Source organism: Kribbella sp. NPDC005582 (assembly GCF_040605415.1).
GTDB lineage: Bacteria > Actinomycetota > Actinomycetes > Propionibacteriales > Kribbellaceae > Kribbella.
On the sequence record NZ_JBEXCU010000003.1, the window covers coordinates 728705 to 745284 of the forward strand.

General features: G+C 67.5%; 8 protein-coding genes. 1 reads left to right on the forward strand and 7 read right to left on the reverse strand.

The annotated features are described in order from the left end of the window. Positions 1 to 142: 142 nt before the first annotated feature. The 6 genes from ABZS29_RS21085 to ABZS29_RS21110 form a co-directional block, all read right to left on the reverse strand. On the reverse strand, positions 143 to 6277 hold the full coding sequence (locus ABZS29_RS21085) for an RHS repeat-associated core domain-containing protein (RefSeq protein WP_355463960.1): 6135 nt from the start codon (positions 6275 to 6277) through the stop codon (positions 143 to 145). 44 nt (positions 6278 to 6321) lie between these two features. Continuing rightward, positions 6322 to 9597: a LamG-like jellyroll fold domain-containing protein gene (locus tag ABZS29_RS21090; RefSeq protein ID WP_355463961.1), complete on the reverse strand. Its 3276-nt coding sequence runs from the start codon at positions 9595 to 9597 to the stop codon at positions 6322 to 6324. 195 nt (positions 9598 to 9792) lie between these two features. Continuing rightward, the gene (locus ABZS29_RS21095; protein WP_355463962.1) at positions 9793 to 10455 is read right to left on the reverse strand and encodes a response regulator transcription factor; all 663 of its coding nucleotides are present in this window, start codon (positions 10453 to 10455) and stop codon (positions 9793 to 9795) included. Further along, positions 10452 to 11579 (reverse strand): sensor histidine kinase, encoded by a 1128-nt coding sequence (locus tag ABZS29_RS21100; protein WP_355463963.1) that lies wholly within the window; start codon positions 11577 to 11579, stop codon positions 10452 to 10454. Before ABZS29_RS21100 ends, ABZS29_RS21095 begins: the two co-directional genes overlap by 4 nt. Before the next feature lie 234 nt (positions 11580 to 11813). Next, positions 11814 to 12080 carry a hypothetical protein gene (locus tag ABZS29_RS21105; protein ID WP_355463964.1) on the reverse strand — a complete coding sequence of 89 codons (267 nt, stop codon included), beginning with the start codon at positions 12078 to 12080 and terminating at the stop codon, positions 11814 to 11816. Between the two features lie 629 nt (positions 12081 to 12709). Then, on the reverse strand, positions 12710 to 14773 hold the full coding sequence (locus ABZS29_RS21110) for an FAD-dependent oxidoreductase (protein ID WP_355463965.1): 2064 nt from the start codon (positions 14771 to 14773) through the stop codon (positions 12710 to 12712). On the opposite strand from ABZS29_RS21110, the gene ygiD reads away from it, so the two are divergent. Then, the gene (gene ygiD, locus ABZS29_RS21115) at positions 14735 to 15592 is read left to right on the forward strand and encodes a 4,5-DOPA dioxygenase extradiol (RefSeq protein WP_355463966.1); all 858 of its coding nucleotides are present in this window, start codon (positions 14735 to 14737) and stop codon (positions 15590 to 15592) included. The two genes, ABZS29_RS21110 and ygiD, sit on opposite strands and share 39 nt — an antisense overlap. A gap of 252 nt (positions 15593 to 15844) precedes the next feature. On the opposite strand, the gene ABZS29_RS21120 is transcribed toward ygiD, so the two are convergent. After that, a complete protein-coding gene (locus ABZS29_RS21120) occupies positions 15845 to 16420 on the reverse strand; it encodes a helix-turn-helix domain-containing protein (protein WP_355463967.1) in 576 nt (191 codons plus the stop codon). Positions 16421 to 16580: the final 160 nt, after the last annotated feature.

Genomic DNA, 16580 nt, shown 5'->3' on the forward strand with positions numbered 1-16580 from the left:
TCCTCAGTTCCCGCCAGTCCCACCGCCGCATCCTTACCGCGCCTTAAGCCCCGCGGGGGACCGGTGAGCAGGGCGACACCGCCGCGGCCGGAGAGAATCTCCTCCGGCTACGACGGTGCCGTCGCGGAACGCGTTCAGATGTTCAGCAGGTACTGAAGAGGCTGTGCCACGTGGCCCGCCACGCCCAGCCGCACTTCTTCTTCTCCCCGTCGAGCCGATGGGGAGAACGGGTGTCGCCGCTCAGCATCTCGTAGAGCATCCAGAGACCGACGCCTCGTCTGGTTGCCGTTCGATCGGCCTTGAGTTCGCCCTTGATCTTGCCGAGTTGCCCCCTCGAGGTGATGCCGCCCTTCCTCCAGATCTCGCCGGTTCGGTAGAGGGTCCAGGTGCCACGGGCGCCGACGTACCAGAAGGCGTAGTACCACCCGCCGCCACTGGTCTTCCCCTTCGCGAGGGCCGTGCCGAGGACGGCGCAGGTGTTGGCCGGGGTGCCCCTGATGAACCGGCAGATCGCGTATCCGGTGCCGGCGACCTTCACCAAGGTGTAGACCTCACCGCCGAGGACCGATGATCCACCTTTCTTCGGCCGCTTGCGGTGGTCCTTCTTCTTGGGCTTCTTGGCGTCTTTCTTGGCCTTCTTCTTCTTGAGCTTGGCCGCCTTCTCGCGCGCCTTCTTGGCCGCGGCCTTCTTGGCGGCCCGCTTGGCCGCCGCGATCTTCTCTTTCTTCTTCTTCGCGAGGTACCGCTGGTAGTCGCAGCTGTCGCAGTAGTAGTGGCTGGCCTTCGAGTGCTTCTTGGCCGCGGCCTTCTTCTTCTTTTTCTTGGGCGCGTGCTTGTAGCCGCCGCAGCCGTCGCAGTAGTGGCCGCCGGGCAGGACGCGCCATTCGCCGTCGGCGTCGCTGGCCGTGACCGGGGTGTTGTCGGCGTACGCGTAGCCGTTCAGCTGTTGCGGGTTGTCGAAGTCGGCGATCGGGTCGGTGGAGATGAAGCGTCCGCGGGCAGAGTCGTACTCGCGAGCGCCGAGGTGGGTGAGTCCGGTGGGATCGTCGACGCCGTCGACGTAGCCGTGTTTGTCGGGCCAGGTCGTGGGCTTGGCGCCGCGGGCAGCGCCGAAGGGAGTGAAGCGGCGCTGCTCCGAGCTGAGGTCGACGGCGTCGACCGAAAGGGTGTTGGTCCCGTGATGGTCGGCGACGGTGAAGGTGAGACCTGACTCGTTCCGTACGGCGTCGGCGGCGCCGAGGTCGTAGGAGCGGGTGGCCGTCACGATGTTGGTGGGGCTGAGGTGGAGCTCGGAGTTGTCGAGGTAGAGGGTGGTGCCGTCGGCGTCGCGGGCGATGAGCCGCTCACCGTCGGCGTCGTACAGGTAGCTGGTGGCCTGGCCGTTCTCGGTGAGGGAGGCCAGATTGCCTTCGGCGTCCCAGTCGAGAGTCTGGGCCTTCCCGGCGACGTTGCGCGCGAGGGTGTTGCCCACGGCGTCGTAGGTGAAGCTGTCCGTCCGGGTGCCGGTGGCCACGCTGGTCAGCGCGTGCGGCCGGGTTCCTCCGGCGGCTGGATAGGTGTAGTTGGAGGTGGTGGCCGCACCAGTGACCGGATCATGGTTGGTCTCGCTGAGCCGGTTGCCGGTCTTGTCGTAGCTCCAGCCCTGCCAGTACGGCGCGGCACCGGCCAGCGCGCCGGCGCTGGGCTGTGCGGCACAGTCGGCAGCAGGGGTCCAGGCCTCGGTGAGCCGCCGCAGGTAGTCGTAGCTGAAGCACTGGACATCACTCACACCGTCTTGCGGCGTGTCGGCGATCTTGGTGATGTTGCCGGTCGGGTCGTAGGTGTACTTCACGTCCGCCAGGTGTTCCGGGGCAGTGGAGCGGTCGACCAGCACCCGATCCAGGCTCCGGGTCGCGTCGTCGTAGAACGCGGAGTGGACGAGCTGCTTGCCGGCCGCGGCGGACAGGGTCGACTGGGAGACTTCGTCGTACGGCGTGTAGGTCGCCGCGGTGAGCATCGCGCCGAGACCACTGCTCGCGGTCTGCAACCGGCCGGCCGCGTCGTAGCCGTACCGCAGCGTCTCCGCCGCGAGCCCACCCGCTGCCGGGTAGGACATCAGCGACGGAAGCCCGGTGGCGGTGTAGCCGGAGTTGGTCTTGTACGACCCGGCCAAGGCGCCCTCGGACGTGGGAATCGTGACGGTCTTGGTCAGCGGCCGGTACCGGATGTCGTAAGCGTCGACCGACTTGGTGTAGGCCTTGCCGTTGACGAAGCGGGTCGACGTCGCGAGCTGACCGTTGACGGTTGTGCCCGAGACGAGCGTGTCGTAGGTCCACTGGGCGCGTTTGGTGCCGGAGGTGGACCCGTCGTACATGCCGGTACGGCGGCCCAGAGCGTCGTAGGTGTAGGCGAGCGTGGTGCCGCGTGCGTCGGTGCTGGTGAGCAGCTGGCCGGCGTTGTCGTAGGTGAACTTGCTCGTTCCGGTGTCAGGGTCTTCCCGTTGGGTGACACGGCCGCGCAGGTCGTAGACCGTGTTCCAGGTGTTGCCCGCCGGGTCGGTCGTGGCGACCATGTCGCCGCGGTTGTTGTAGGTGTAGGTGGTCGCGTCGTAGGAACCGGTCGGCGAGCCCCCGGTGTACTGACGCAGCTCCACCTCAGCATCGTCGGCATCGGTGATGGACGTGGTGGCGGTCTGGCCGTCCGGCGGGTCCACGCTGATGCGGTCGCCGCCGTACGTCGTGGTGGTGCGCCACTTCTCGATCGCGTGCGAACGGAAGATCTCCACCGTTTCGCGTTCGGCGCCGTCGTAGACGGTCAGGTCCTGGCCGGGTACGGCGGCGTCGGTCACCCCGGTCAGCAACGTCGTACCGGCGGTGCCGTTGTTCCAGTACGAGCCGTTGGACTTCACCTCCAGACCGCGTGAGTCGTAGAACTTGTCGGTCACGACCCGGCCGCCGTCCGGCGCGGGATCCTGGGTCTGCCGCTCGCGCAGCTGCCCGTCGAACAGGTCGTAGCCGGCCTCGTAGGTGCCGTCGTCGCGGACCTCCTCGGTGGTGATCACCGACGGCGCGTCCTGGCGGATCAGGTAGGAGTACTTGGTGTTCGGGGTCTTTCCGGCCGCCTTGGACCGGTCCGGCAGCCACACCGCGGTGAGCCGGCCGAGCGGGTCCCGCGTCAGGTCGGTACGCCGCTGGTTCTGGTCGACCTCGGCGATCGACTGACCGAATGCGGGCTCGACGGTCGTCGTGGTGACATGTCCGGCCGGGTTGGTCACGGTGATGGTGGTGACGGCCGCGCCACTGGCCGGGGCATAGACGGCCGACGACTTGCGGTCCAGCTGGTCGTAGGTCTCGATCGGCCGGCCGTAGGAGTCGTAGACCGTGCGTCCTTCCTGGGTGTAGACCGGCGTGGTGCCCGAGTAGGAGGCGAGTTCCTTGCTGAGGGTCTCGTCACCCTTGGTCGGCGCCGCACCCAGAGTGGTGGACCCGTCGTAGTAGGTCAGGTCGTCCGACACCGCGTCCGCCGGGTACGACGGTGTCGCGGTGCAGGCCACGGACACGGTCTGCTCGCGGGCCTCGAAATCGATCAGCCACAACGAGGTGTTGCGGGCGTACGTGGTGCGGGTGCATTCCTCGTCGCCGGTCTTGGCGGTGTCGCCGAGGTCGTTCTCCTCGATCTCGAGCCCGTAGTCGTCGTACTTGGTGCGGGTCTCTGTGTTACGCCAGCCACCGGCCGACAGCGCTTCGCGGGACCGTTCGGCGGCCTTGTCGACCCTGTAGGCCTTGAGTGTGCCGTTGCGGGTGACCTGGGTGGCGGTGGGGGAGGAGATCAACGGGTCCGTGATCTCGCCCTCCAGCACGCTGCCGCCCGCCTCGGTGTAGGTCAGGGACTCACGTTCGAACCCGGCCAGCGCGGGGTGATCGGCAATCGTGCCGCCGAGGGAGTCAGTGACGGTCACCGCGCGGGTGCCGCCGTTCGGGAGCTTGTCGCCGTCCATGCCGCGCAGGTAGAGGGTCTCCTCCTGCGAGCGGGTCTCCCCGGGGTTGCCGTGGAGCTCCCGGACCCGGGCGAAGCCGCGCCACTGTCCCCACGTGCGGTACTTCACCGGGGTCAGCTCGTTGTCGTCGTAGTGCCACGCACCGCCGCCGACGTACTCGTAGTCGGTGCGCTCGGTCCCGGCCACGCCGGCCTGGTCGTCTTCCAGCACCGTGACCGGCACGTACTTGTGGAACCAGTCCTGCGTCAACGACGTCGACTCGTCGGCCTGCCAGTACTGCGGGAAACACCGCTTGGTGTTCTGAGCAGGAGTCGGCAACGAATCCGCCGTACATTCCGTCGCCGAGTAGTTCACGTGGGTGTGTCCGCCGGCCTCGTCGTACACGTCGGTCAACCGCCACTTGTACATCGGCGGAATCCCTTCCGCGGCGTCCACCCGGTTGGCCAGCTGCACGCCCCGGAACGACACCGAAGGAAGCGACGCCGTGCCGCCGACCTTGCCGGTCGCAGTGATCGACGCGAGCCACAACGCCGGCGAGGTTCCGTCACCAGGGTCGCGGAACTCGTAGCCCAGCGCCCACGACATCACATCCCGGTACGTCGTCCCGGACACCCACAGCTGCGTTGTCACCGTCGTCAACCGCTTGCGCGTCCAGAACGTCGGCGAGTACAGCCCCGTGCACTTCGCACCCGCCGAACAGTTCTGGTCGTACGGCACGTCCGGCCAGTTCGCGGCATTGGCCGACGTGATGTCGCCGGTGCCGCAGGTCGCGCCGGCCGCGCAGCGCTCGTCCACTGTGAACGACACCCGCATCGGAGCCGGCGCCGAGTACATCGAGGTGGACCGCTGGCCGTAGTCGACCCGCTTCAGGTAGCCGCCGCGCACGTACTGGGTGCCGGCGGTCGCGGTCAGGTTCCGGCCGTAGTAGTTCGTCTCGCTGCCGTAGAAGTACGACATGGCGTTGCCGTTCGGATCGACCACGTAGTCCAGGTTCCAGCGCCACGCCTGCGTGCAGTACGACGTCGCGAACGTCGACCCGTGGCACGGCTCAGCCGTGTCGTTGCCGAACACCGGCGCGGTCCAGACCGAACCGGTCTCCTCGTTGCCCGCGGCCCAGCCGGGCAGCCGGTTCAGCCCGAAGTAGTACTGCGTGCCGTCGCGCGACGTCAGCCGCCAGTGCTCACCGTCGTTGTCGCCGTTCACTCCACCGGTCAGCCGTTCCAGCCTCGAACCGTCGTCCTCCCGCAGTTTCCAGGTACCGGTGGCGTCGTCATGGACCAGTTCGGAAGCGGTCCCGCCCAGCACCAGGTAGGCGTTGTCGGTCTCCCAGCAGAGGTCGTAGGGCTTCGGCGTCGTCGTCACCTCATCGGCGCACGACGTGTACCGCCGCTCGACGAACCCCTCGTCCAGGCCCCAGCCCTCACCGACCCACGACGACTGGTTGTTCGTCGACGCGACCCGGCCATCGATGTCACCCGACGAATAGCCCAGATCCAGGTCCGGCTCCGGGCCACCCAGACTCTCCGGGCTGTCCATCGGGTAACCCCACGTGAACGCGCCCGACGAGCCGCCCGCGTTCCACGACGCCGAGGCCGACAACGCGGTCGGCTTGTAGCTCCCGGCGCTGCCCGCCGGTGCCGACGACAATGCCAGCACCGTCTCCTGACTCGACGCGGCGATCTCGGTAGCGATCCGGTTGTCGCCGGTCGCACTGGACTTCAGCACCTGCCCGTCCGAGCATCCGGCTTTGTCGGGTGTGGTCAACGCACACGCCGGCAGTCGCACGAGCCGCAGCCGGCTCGCCCAGTCACCGCCGTACGCCGAACGGAACGCCGAGTAGTCCACCTCCACCTTCACCTGGCCGCTGCTCGCCACCGAATCGCTGCGGCCGACGGTGAACAGCATTCCCGAGGCGCCGACCTTGGCGGCAGCCTCACGGTCGTGTACCTGAACGCGCACCTGGTTCACGCGCGCCGACGCAACGCCCTGAACCCGGGCCGCGCCGACGCGAACCGGCAACCCGCCGGCCCGCGTCATGGTGCCGTCGCCAGGGAGCGACACCTCCGCCGCACCCGGCTCCGGTCGACTCACTTGTGGTGGTTGGCGCAGTACGGACGCGGCCTTCGGATCGGCCAGACGCGCCCTCGGCGCGTCATCGCGCCCAGGGACCGAGAACTCGGTCTGCGCCTTCGGCCGCCATGCGTCCGACGTACGGACATCGGCCTGCGCGGGTTGCACGGCGACCAGGCTGCCGGCAGCGAGCGCTATGGCCGTGACTATTCCGGTGAACGGCACCAGCATGGCGCCACTCCTCTCAATAAACGGTGCAGTATGGGGCGGTTGGGTCACAGCTGGGACGGCAAGTAGAGGTCGGCGATCTGCTGGTCCGTGAGCACACCGGAGTACAGCTGTACGTCGTCGATGGCGCCGGTGAAGAAGTCACGGAGGCCGGACGCCGATGTCCAGCCCGCTCCGAAACGAGTCGCCCCGGCCGCGTGCCATGCACTGCGGTGGTAGGTCTCGGCCACGAACTGGCCACCCACGTACAGCCGCAACGTCTGGTCCTTCGCGTCGTACACACCGGCGACGTGCGTCCACTCACCAGCGACTGGCTCGTCGAACGGGCCGACCGCCGTGTGCACCTCCGCCGACGCCGAGTCCGCGACCGGCATCGTCACCGACCAGCGATAGCCGCCGTACAGGTCGTCCCAGCCGTATCCCAGCCGGAAACCACTCACCTGCGAGCCGTCCTGACTGATCACTACTTCGTTCTTGCCGACCGCGGACGGCTTCACCCAGGCGGCGACCGTGAAGCTGCCGTCGGTGCGAACAGCCGGCCCCGACGCTGTCAGTACGCCGGTGGTGCCGTTCAGCTGCACCGCGTTGCCGGTCTTGCCGGTCACGCGTGACACGCCGGCCGACCACGTGGCCGGATGCGCCCCGGTGGCGTCGGCGGCCGTCGTACCGGAGCTCTCGTCCATCAGCCAATGACCGTCGCGCCGGGCCACCTGCTGGATCTCGCCCGGCAGCAGCACCCGGTTGTACACCTGCAGTTGGTCCAGATCACCCGGCCAGTACTCGCCGTAGGCGCCGTTGACCTTCGACCGCCCGATCTGGAACGAGCCGGTCGCGCTCCAGGGCGTGGTGTACGCCGTCGTCGCCTCGAGAACGCCGTTGACGTACAGCCGGATCTGGGCGTTCGGCGCGTCGTACACACCGGTCAGGTGCACCCACCTGCCGTCGGCCGCGGGCACCGTGGTGGAGATCGCCTTGGTGTACGTCGGCGAGGCGACGTCGGCCGAGGTGCGTTGGAAGATCCATCGCCGGGAGGAGCTCGAGTAGGACAACGTGAAGGCGCCGGCCTGGCTCCCGACCTGGGTGGCGACCACGGCGTTGTGCGAGATGTCGGTCAGCCGCACCCAGCCCGAGACGGACAACGAGTTCAGCGTGTCGGCCACCGGCCCGGTCGTGGCGGCGTACCCGGTGGTGCCGTTGAGTGTCAGGGCACCGCCTTGCCTGCCGTCGCCCCAGGACGTGCCGCCACCCAGGGTGGCGCTGTGTCTGCCCGGTGCGGAGTCGACCGCCACTGTGCCGTCACCGGTCTCGTCCAGCCCCCAGTCCGCGACCGGGCCCGGCGCGGGGCGGGCGTAGAACACCGCCGTCACCACGGCGGAACGGTTGCCTGCGGCATCGACCGAGCGGACGTGCACCCAGTTCACGTACCGGTCCGGCAGCACCGAAATCGTCACCTCGCCACCCGCCTGCGACGGCGTCGCGGTCAGGTCCAGTGCTGTCGAGGTCCCGTTCAGGGTGTACTCGTACCTGACCACGTCGGACTCGCCGTTCGCGCCGAACGTTACCGGCAGGCTCGTCCCCATCACCGCGTTGCCAGTCCCGTTGTCCGGGAAGCCCGACGACACCGCCGTGGGTGCCTCAGGCGCCGCGTCGTCCACGGCGAACTCACACCACGGACTCCATGCGCTGAAGTCGATACCGTCCTCGGCGCGCACCCGCCACTTGCCGACCACACCGTTGCCGAAGGCACCCGACGGAACAGAGGTCGCCACGATCGTCGGCGTCGCACCTGCGACGACCGGCGAGAGGTACTCCCCGGCAGGCGCCGTACCGTCGGCTGTCCACCACTCGAAGTGGGCCTGCACGGAGTTGTCCACATCGTGCAGAGTCGCTCGCAGCGTCGGCGTCACCGTGGACACGACCGGCCGATCGGAACCCGTCACACACGACGCCGATCCTTCGGTGGTGAGGTTCGCCGGGCTGTCGGGAATCGTGTTGTAGTCGATGGTGACGCTCGGGTTGTTGGCGAACTTCCGCCACGAGTTCGCATCGCTCTTGCTCTCCGCCGTCGTCGACGACCGAAGTCCCTGCGTGACGTTGGACCAGCCGTTGGCCGCGGCGTTGGTGATCTGGCTGGTCACGTTGAACTCCACGCCGCCGGCCGGACAACTCGACGACGAGAAGCCCTTCGCGAAGCTCTTCTTCTCCATCTGGTACGCCCAGGTCGGCTGGTTCTTCCACGTCGTCGCGGAGGAGATCGGGTTGGTCGCCCACACCTGCACTTCGCGTGCCGTGCAGGACCACGACCAGTTCGAGAAGGTCTGCAGGGTGGCCTTGAGGATGTGCTTGTACTTCACACCGCTGGTGTCGAACTGGAAGAACGAGCGGGTGCGCTTCTTGTCCTCGCCGTCATAGCCGACCCGGGCCACCTTCTCCGACGTACCGAGGTTCGCGCCGTTGAAGAACGATGTGGTCGGGTAGTTGCTCCACACCTGCGTCCAGGCCTGCTTGGCGCCGGACCACGACGGGTCGATATAGACGGGGAACCGCGTCGTCTTGGCGGTCAGCAACGTCCGATCAGGCACCAGCGACAACTGATCCCCGGCGACCCGGGCACCGACCGCGGTCACCCGGCCGCCAGGCTGTACGGCGGAGCCGCGCCCGGACGAATCCCACATGTACGGCGCGGGCCCACTGAACACGACCTCGCCGTCCGGGTCCGTCGCGGTCAAACCCGCCGCCGTGGAACGAACCGCCAAACCCTTGGTGGTAAGGCGATACGGCAGTTTGGTGAGCGCCGGATTCGTCGCCGCCACCGCATTCTTGACCACCAGGACCTGCGACAGGCCGGCAGTCGAGGCGGTCAGCACCAAGTCGACACCGGGAAAGACCTCCCGGTACGTCGCCGTGTCGCCGGACAACACCGGCTGGGGGAGTTTGCCCGGCCACCCGACAGCCAGTTCACGCCCGTCCCGGCGAAGCCGCACCAAAGGCGTCTCGCCGCCCCCGGAGAACGAGAGCTCAAGCGGACCGGCAGTCGGTTCCACTGTCCCGTCCGTACCGACCCGCAACGTCATGTCCACCGGCACCCACCCGGGCGACCGCCGTACCCGAACCGGCAACGCCGACTCGTGCCGCGTGAACGAACCATCCGGATTGGCAAACACCTGCCCGGTCTCGGTGGTCAGCGCGCCAACCTCAACCTGCCGCCCCGTCCTAGCGGCAACATCCCGAGCCTGTGCTTCGCCCAACACCGTCGACACGGTCGCGGAGGCAGCCGGCATCGGTGCGACGCCGACCAGCAACCCTCCAAGCAAAGCAAGCACACAGCCCACAACACGATCTCGAGACAACAAACTGGACCTGCCCGGCATGACGGCCTCCCGGCGACGAAGAAGATCTGAGTCCTCCATGCCAAAAGACACGCCTGAGCCCAGTCACGTCCACGACGCTTCCCGCGATCCTGCGCGTACCAGCAACACCCCTGCGCGTGCCAACCGGCACCGCTAAAGGGAGCCTCCTTAGCCGGAGGTGCGGACGAGGCCGGATTCGTAGGCGGCGATCACCAGTTGGGCCCGGTCGCGGGCGTCCAGCTTGGTCAGCAACCGGCTCACGTAGGTCTTCGCGGTGAGCGGACTGATCACCAGGTGTTCGGCGAGTTCGCTGTTGCTCAGGCCGCGGCCGATCAGCGTCAGTACCTCGCGTTCCCGCTTGGTCAGCGTGGCCAGTACGCCGGGTGCCGGGCCTGCCGGTTCGGGTTGTTTCAGCACTCTTTCGATCAGTGCCTGGGTTGCGCCCGGCGACAACAGCGCCTCGCCGGCGGCCACGGTGCGGATGGCGTTCAGCAGCTGCGCGGGTTTGGTGTCTTTGACAAGGAACCCGCTCGCTCCCGCACGCAACGCCGCCACCACGTTGTGATCGCTCTCGAACGTGGTCAGGATCAGCACCCGTACGCCGCTCAGATCCTCGTCGGCCGCGATCGTGCCGGTGGCGGTGATCCCGTCCGTCCCCGGCATCCGGATGTCCATCACCACGACGTCGGCGCGGGTCGACCGGACCAACTGGACCGCCTCGTCGCCGTCGGCAGCTTCACCGACGACGTCCATGTCCGGTGCGGAGCGAACGAGCATCGCGAAGGCGCTCCGGACCAGCTCCTGGTCGTCGGCCAGCACCACCCTGATCATCGGGCGCCCGAAGTAGGTACGGTCGCGGCGACCCGGAATCCGCCGTACCGGCCGTCGCCGGTGACCAGCTGACCGCCGACGGATTGCGCCCGTTCGTTCATCCCCGCGATGCCGTAGCCGGCTGTGCTGCCGCTGTCGGACCCGCCCAGCCCGTCATCGGTGACCTCGACGCGAACCTCGTCGGCGTCGTACTCGAGGTGCACCAGCGCCTGTCGAGCGTGCGCATGCTTCACCACGTTGGTCAGGGCCTCCTGAACGATCCGGTAGAGGGTGATCTCGACGGCTGCCGGCAGCGGCCGGCTGGTGCCAATGATTCGCAGCTCGACCTGTACTCCGAGTGCGGTGGTGACCGCTACGAGCCGGGCCAGGCCGGCGAGGTCCGGCGTCGGGTGCCGCTCCGCGTCGACCTCGTTGCCGCGGAGGACGTCAAGGGTGGTTCGCAGTTCGGCCAGTACGCCGCTGCTCGCGTCAGCCACTGTGTGCAGCGACTGCGAGATCGGCGCGAGCGTCGGATCGTCGGTGCGCTCGTCGAGCAGATGAGCGGCCACACCGGCATGCGAGTTGATCACGACGATGTGGTGCGCCAGCACGTCATGCAGGTCACGCGCGATCCGCAGCCGCTCCTCGGCGACCCGGCGCTCGCTCGTTTCCGTCAGCAGAGCGCGGTGCAGACGCATCGCCTGACCACCGACGGCAGCGACCGCGAACCAGCCGAGCGGGCTGATCATCTCCGCGCCGATCGATCCGTCCTGAGGAACGCTCGCGCTCACCAGCACTGCGGCGACGCTAATTCCGACCAGCGCCAGCGTTGAGGTGCGGGAGGTGGTCAGAGAGACCGTGTAGATGAGAACGACCGCGACCGGCAGCATGATGTCGTGGGTGTAGTTCAAGGCGTGGTAGACCATCTGGACGGCCACGCAGCAGAGCAGCGCCTGGATCGGGTAACGGCGCCGGACGAGAACCGGCAGGGTCGCCAGGACGATCAGGGCGAACCCGAGAGCGTCGAGGTGCTTGTCGGCGAGCCACTGCCGTGGCAGGAGAAGGACGGCAGCCGCCGGCAGCACCAGCAGCGCCGCGGTCAGCAGCAGGTCGACCCTGCCGATTCCCCACCGCCGCGCTCCCATCAAGGCCACCGCCCCCATCCCCAGCTCCGTCCCTCGCCGACGCTACCACCACACCCACCTCCACCCCGGCCAGTACGGCGAAGGTTGCCGCCAGCACCAATCCCGCAGCTTGGACCTCTAACCCTGGCCCAGTACGACAGCTGGTTCATCCGCCCACAGTGGACAATCCGCACTACTCCCATGGTTGACAGGCACCGCAGAGCGAGGCTCGGCTGATCGGTCTTGAGCTGGCGGTCACGTCTTCTGCGGAATGCCGAGAGTCCCGGCAGCAGACTTCACCATCCGGCCGACGCGTTGGGAGAAGGTCCCGGGCTCCAGATCCTTGCTGGAGGCAAGCCACGCGATGCCGAAGGCGAGGAAGGCGACTACCTCGCCGACATAGGTCGCGCCGAGGCGGAGATCCCGGAACGGCAGCGAAAGGTCGGGCCCGACCTTGGCCCAGGTGCCGGTCCTCCATTCATGATTCCTGGACGGTCCTCGCCGGCGGCCGAGGCTGCTCATCGGTCGTCTCTGGTGCGGAGGGTGGCTTGCTCGTAGGGGTCCTTTGATTGTCGAAGGCAATGGATTCGCCTGCCGGTGTCATCGAGTCGCTCAGCTGACGGTTGGTGTGCCGCAGGGTGCGCGGCCGCCGATCGGTCAGTATCTATGTCCGGCAAGAGGCCGTTGGTGTCGGCGCGTTCCAACGGATTATCCCGGTTCGGCGGCGAGTCTCAAACTAGTTGGCCCGTCCGGCCCGCTGCACCGCCTGGCCGGGGTGAAGATATTCTTCCCTCGGTTCCTGCCCGAGAAGCACTCGAAGGGCGGCGACCGCCGGCGCGATATCGCCAAGATGCTTGGCTTCGCCCACCTCGTTGCTTCCGATGCGCTGCGATCCCGGTCTACGTGCTCTCGCCCCGCTCGGCTACCCACGGTGCAGTCCACGGTCATCTACGCCGATTGGAAGAGCCGTGAACTGACAATCGTCGGGTCGCTGGCCTACAACCACGAGGACTTCGTCGACGCCATGCGACCTGTCGCTACAGATCGGTTGGACCTTGAGGTACTGCACACCCGCACCGTGGGACTCGGCTCACTGCGCGACACTCGCGAAGAGTTCGACTCCGGAGGCGGCCCGCACATCAACGTTCTCGTCAGCCCACGGATTGGACCTCGTGCTTTCGCCGCGCGGCTTCCCGTCCCGCGAGGTGGCCGAAAACGAGGCCCAGTGAGATCGTGCCGCCGGCGCCTCCGTAGAAACCCTTCGTAGGTGCACCACCCGCGTTGCCAGCGGCGTACAGGCCAGGAATGACGTTTCCGGTGGTGTCGAGGGCGCGCCCCAGCGCGTCGGTCTTCGGGCCGCCTACGGTGCCGAGCGCGCTGGCCTCGACCTTGAGCGCGTAGTACGGCGCAGTTTCCACGGGGCCAAGCACGCTCGACTTCGGGCTGTTCAGCACGGGCCGGATGATTCTCGCTAGCGGCCCGACCAGGATCGAACGCACGCGGTCGGGATCGTCCTTCGTCGCCACTCGTCCGGCGAGCTTGCTGACGATCGGTCCAATCGCCGCGGCGATGCGCGTCCGTACCTTCGCGGTGGCGGCGGGGAACCGCGCGTCGGGCGAGTACTTGCCCAGCCTGGGGTAGAAGGCACCGAAGTAGCGGTCGAACACCGTGTCACCGCGATTGAACTGCGGATCCCGAGCGTTTGCCGCCTCGGGGTTGAAGCGGTCGACGGTGCGAAGCAGCCCTGCCTCGTCGACGCCGATCTCGGCGGCGAGTTCCGAGAGGGTTCCGGCACGGTGGAGGTAGTCGGGCACGTCTCCGCCGGGTGGGACGCCGAAGATCCCGAATTTCGTCCAGTAGGTCTGGTCGAAGATCAGCCAGGCCGTGGCGTTCGGCATTGTGCCGGTCTCACTGTCGAGTTCACGCATGATCTTGCCGAGTTGGTCGTACGGAAGCGCTTCGTTCGCGAAGCGCTCACCCTTGCTGTTCACCATGATGCTGTGTGGCAGCGCGCGCTCACCCAGGAACACTCGACTGAGCGGGCGACCCTCCAGTTCCTCACCGGGTAGCTGGACGCCCGGCATCCACCACGCGTCCTCCACCCCGGTCAGGTCGGCGCCCACCTCCTGAGCCAACTGCATCGCGATGCCGTCGTGGCCTTCGGGCGAAACCTGCACGCCGAGGGGCGCGCCGAGGTAGGTCGTGGTGACTTCGGGCGAGCTCTCGAACCCACCGCTGGCCAGGATGACGCCCTTGGTGGCGCGCACAGTGTGTTCGACGCCGTCGGACCGGATCACGATCCCTTGCACGGCCGGCCCGTCCGTCATGAGCCGGACCGCGGGCGCCTCGACGCGAACGTCGACTCCATGACGCAGGCCGGCCTCGAGCAGAGCTCCGACCAGGGCTGGGCCTGCGAGCCAGACGTCCTCGATGCCGATGCCGCCCAGCAGCCAGAATGGGAGCGGGTTCTTCGCCATGCCCGTCGTGAGCGCCGGTCGCACGTACTTGGCGGCTCCACCGAGTCCGGCGGGGGAGTAGGGGCCGGGAAAGAGAGCTCGTCCGACGGACGCGCCGTCGATGTCGGAGCGGTAGTCGGGCCAGATCGTCGGGATCCATCCGAAGGCGGTGTGTTCTTCGATATACCGGGCAACCTCGGGGCCGGTGCGCAGGAACTGCTCCACCATGTCGTGGTCGAGGATCTTGTCCCGGCCCTCGCCATAGATGTAGCGCCGGGCCTGGTCCAGGTCGTCGGTCACCTTGAGGTCCGCGGTGGCGAAGCCATGGTTCGGGATCCAGGCCGCGCCCGCGGAGATACCGGTGGCGCCGCCAACGAGTTCCCGGGACTCCACGACGACGACCCGAGCTCCCTCTTTCGCAGCGGTGAGGGCCGCCATCAGCCCGGCCCCGCCCGTGCCGACGATTGCCACGTCCACCTCGTCCGGGACGCCGAGCTGGGTCACGCTGCCGATAGATCCGCGCTGCTGAGTCGAACTGTCAACCATCAGGTCCTCCACGATCCGTTGGGTCCTGCCCTCCTGTTCGGAAAGGCAGCTGTGCATCGGGCACCCTGGCTCCGAAGCTTTGCGATACAGTGACTGTAGCGAAAAACTTGTGGGATCTATTCCGGGCGTGCTGCGACCGGCGTAAAGTCGGTTGGATCGAGACGGGAGATGACCGTGGACCAGACCCGCATGCCCGTTGCCTTCCTCGGTCATGGCAATCCGATGAACGCGCTGCAGACGAACCGCTACACTCAGGCGTGGCGGGCATTCGGCGCCGCGGTGCCCCGGCCCCGCGCGATCCTGGTCGTCTCGGCGCACTGGTACACGAATGCGACCGCGGTCACTGCCATGCCCCGGCCGCGCACCATCCACGACTTCTACGGATTCCCACAGGAATTGTTCGATGTGCAGTACCCGGCGCCGGGAGCGCCGGAGGTCGCAGAACTGGTGGCGGACGTCTGCAAACCCAGATGGGTGGGACAGGACATCGACAGTTGGGGAATCGACCACGGCACCTGGTCAGTACTGCTCCATGCTTTCCCGGATGCGTCGATCCCGGTCGTCCAACTGTCCCTCAATGCGTTCAAGAACTTCGATCACCACCTCGAACTCGGCCGTAAACTGAGCCCGCTGCGCGACGAGGGCGTGCTGATCGTCGGCAGCGGCAACATCGTCCACAATCTGCGCGCCGTCGATTACCGCAAACCGGACTCGGGGTACGACTGGGCACTGCGGTTCGACGAGGCCGCCCGCGAACTGCTCGAGGGCTCGCCGGCGGAGGTGGCGGCCTTGGATGCCCACCCTGATTTCGGCCGCGCGGTGCCCACGCCGGACCATTTTCTGCCGCTGCTCTACGCTGCCGGGCTCGCCGACGGTGAGCCGTTCGATCTCTTGGTCGACGGGCACGCCGCCGGATCGATCTCGATGGCCGCCTACACCCTCGGGTTGAACTGTGATTCACCCGCCGGCGCAGATGCAGGGCCGGCCGCCCCATTGCCTGACGGCTTCCCTGCGACCGAGAGCAACCTCTGAACCAGGCCTGACCCGATCGTGCGGGAATAGATCCGCGATCATTTACGCTACACTGCATGTATCGAAAAATGCAGGGATCATACGAGAGAAAGGGATGTGGGTATGACGATCTCGAGCGCGACTGAAGCGGTGCTGCTGCTGCTCCTCGGTGCGAGCGTGGTGTTTGTGATGGTCCGGGTCGCTGCGCGCGCGTACCGGGACAAGCCCGAGGTCTGGCGCGGGCAGGCGTTCTTGAGTGGCAGGTCCCGTGGCTCAGTTGTTGACGACCGCTGGAGCCAGAAGCGCTACGGCGCGGTCCGTCCAGCCCGCGCGCGGCGAGCCGAATCTGAGAACCTCCGCGAGGTAGGCGCCGACCAGTACGCCGAGGACCGTGTCGGGATCGGTCGTCGGCTGCAGCAGCCCGGCCTTGATGTCGACGTTCATCAGGTCGGCGAGCGAGCTCAAGCGGCCGGCTAACCGTGACCGGACGGCCGCCGTGAACTCGGGGTCGCTGTCGGCGATGATCGCGGCGGTGGCGCCCGGTCCGAGCCGGTTCTCCAGAATCTCGCTGATCTGGTCCATGACCCATCGCAACTTCTCCTCGACCGGAAGGTCCGGCGCGAGCGGGCCCGGGTCGATGAGGTGCTCCAGGATGGCTTGCAGCAACTCGTCCCGGCTGCGGTGGCGGCGGTAGATCGTCGTCCGGGCGACGCCGGAGCGGGCTGCGACGGAATCGATGTTCACCGCGGCTGGTCCCTTCAGGCGGAGCAGTTCGCGCGCGGCCTGGAAGATGCGCTGGTCGGTCGACTCGAGCCGTGGGCGGCCGCGGTGGCTGGTGGTGTGGGGCATGGGGTCCAGTCTGCCGGGAACGGAAGTGTACAGATTTACGCTACATCAATTGTGTCGAAAGTGAGAAAGAGGAAGGGTGAACACGTTGTCGTTCAGCACCTTTGAGCTGGCTCTGCTGATCGCTGTCGCGGTGGTAGTGCCCGTGATCTGCGTCGGAGGT

Bases quoted from the DNA above. Each gene is read 5' to 3' on its own strand.
- ABZS29_RS21085 (WP_355463960.1), bottom strand. From the start codon at position 6,277: ATGCTGGTGCCGTTCACCGGAATAGTCACGGCCATAGCGCTCGCTGCC.
- ABZS29_RS21105 (WP_355463964.1), bottom strand. From the start codon at position 12,080: ATGAGCAGCCTCGGCCGCCGGCGAGGACCGTCCAGGAATCATGAATGG.
- ABZS29_RS21120 (WP_355463967.1), bottom strand. From the start codon at position 16,420: ATGCCCCACACCACCAGCCACCGCGGCCGCCCACGGCTCGAGTCGACC.
- ABZS29_RS21110 (WP_355463965.1), bottom strand. From the start codon at position 14,773: ATGACCGAGGAAGGCAACGGGCATGCGGGTCTGGTCCACGGTCATCTC.
- ABZS29_RS21095 (WP_355463962.1), bottom strand. From the start codon at position 10,455: ATGATCAGGGTGGTGCTGGCCGACGACCAGGAGCTGGTCCGGAGCGCC.
- ABZS29_RS21100 (WP_355463963.1), bottom strand. From the start codon at position 11,579: ATGGGAGCGCGGCGGTGGGGAATCGGCAGGGTCGACCTGCTGCTGACC.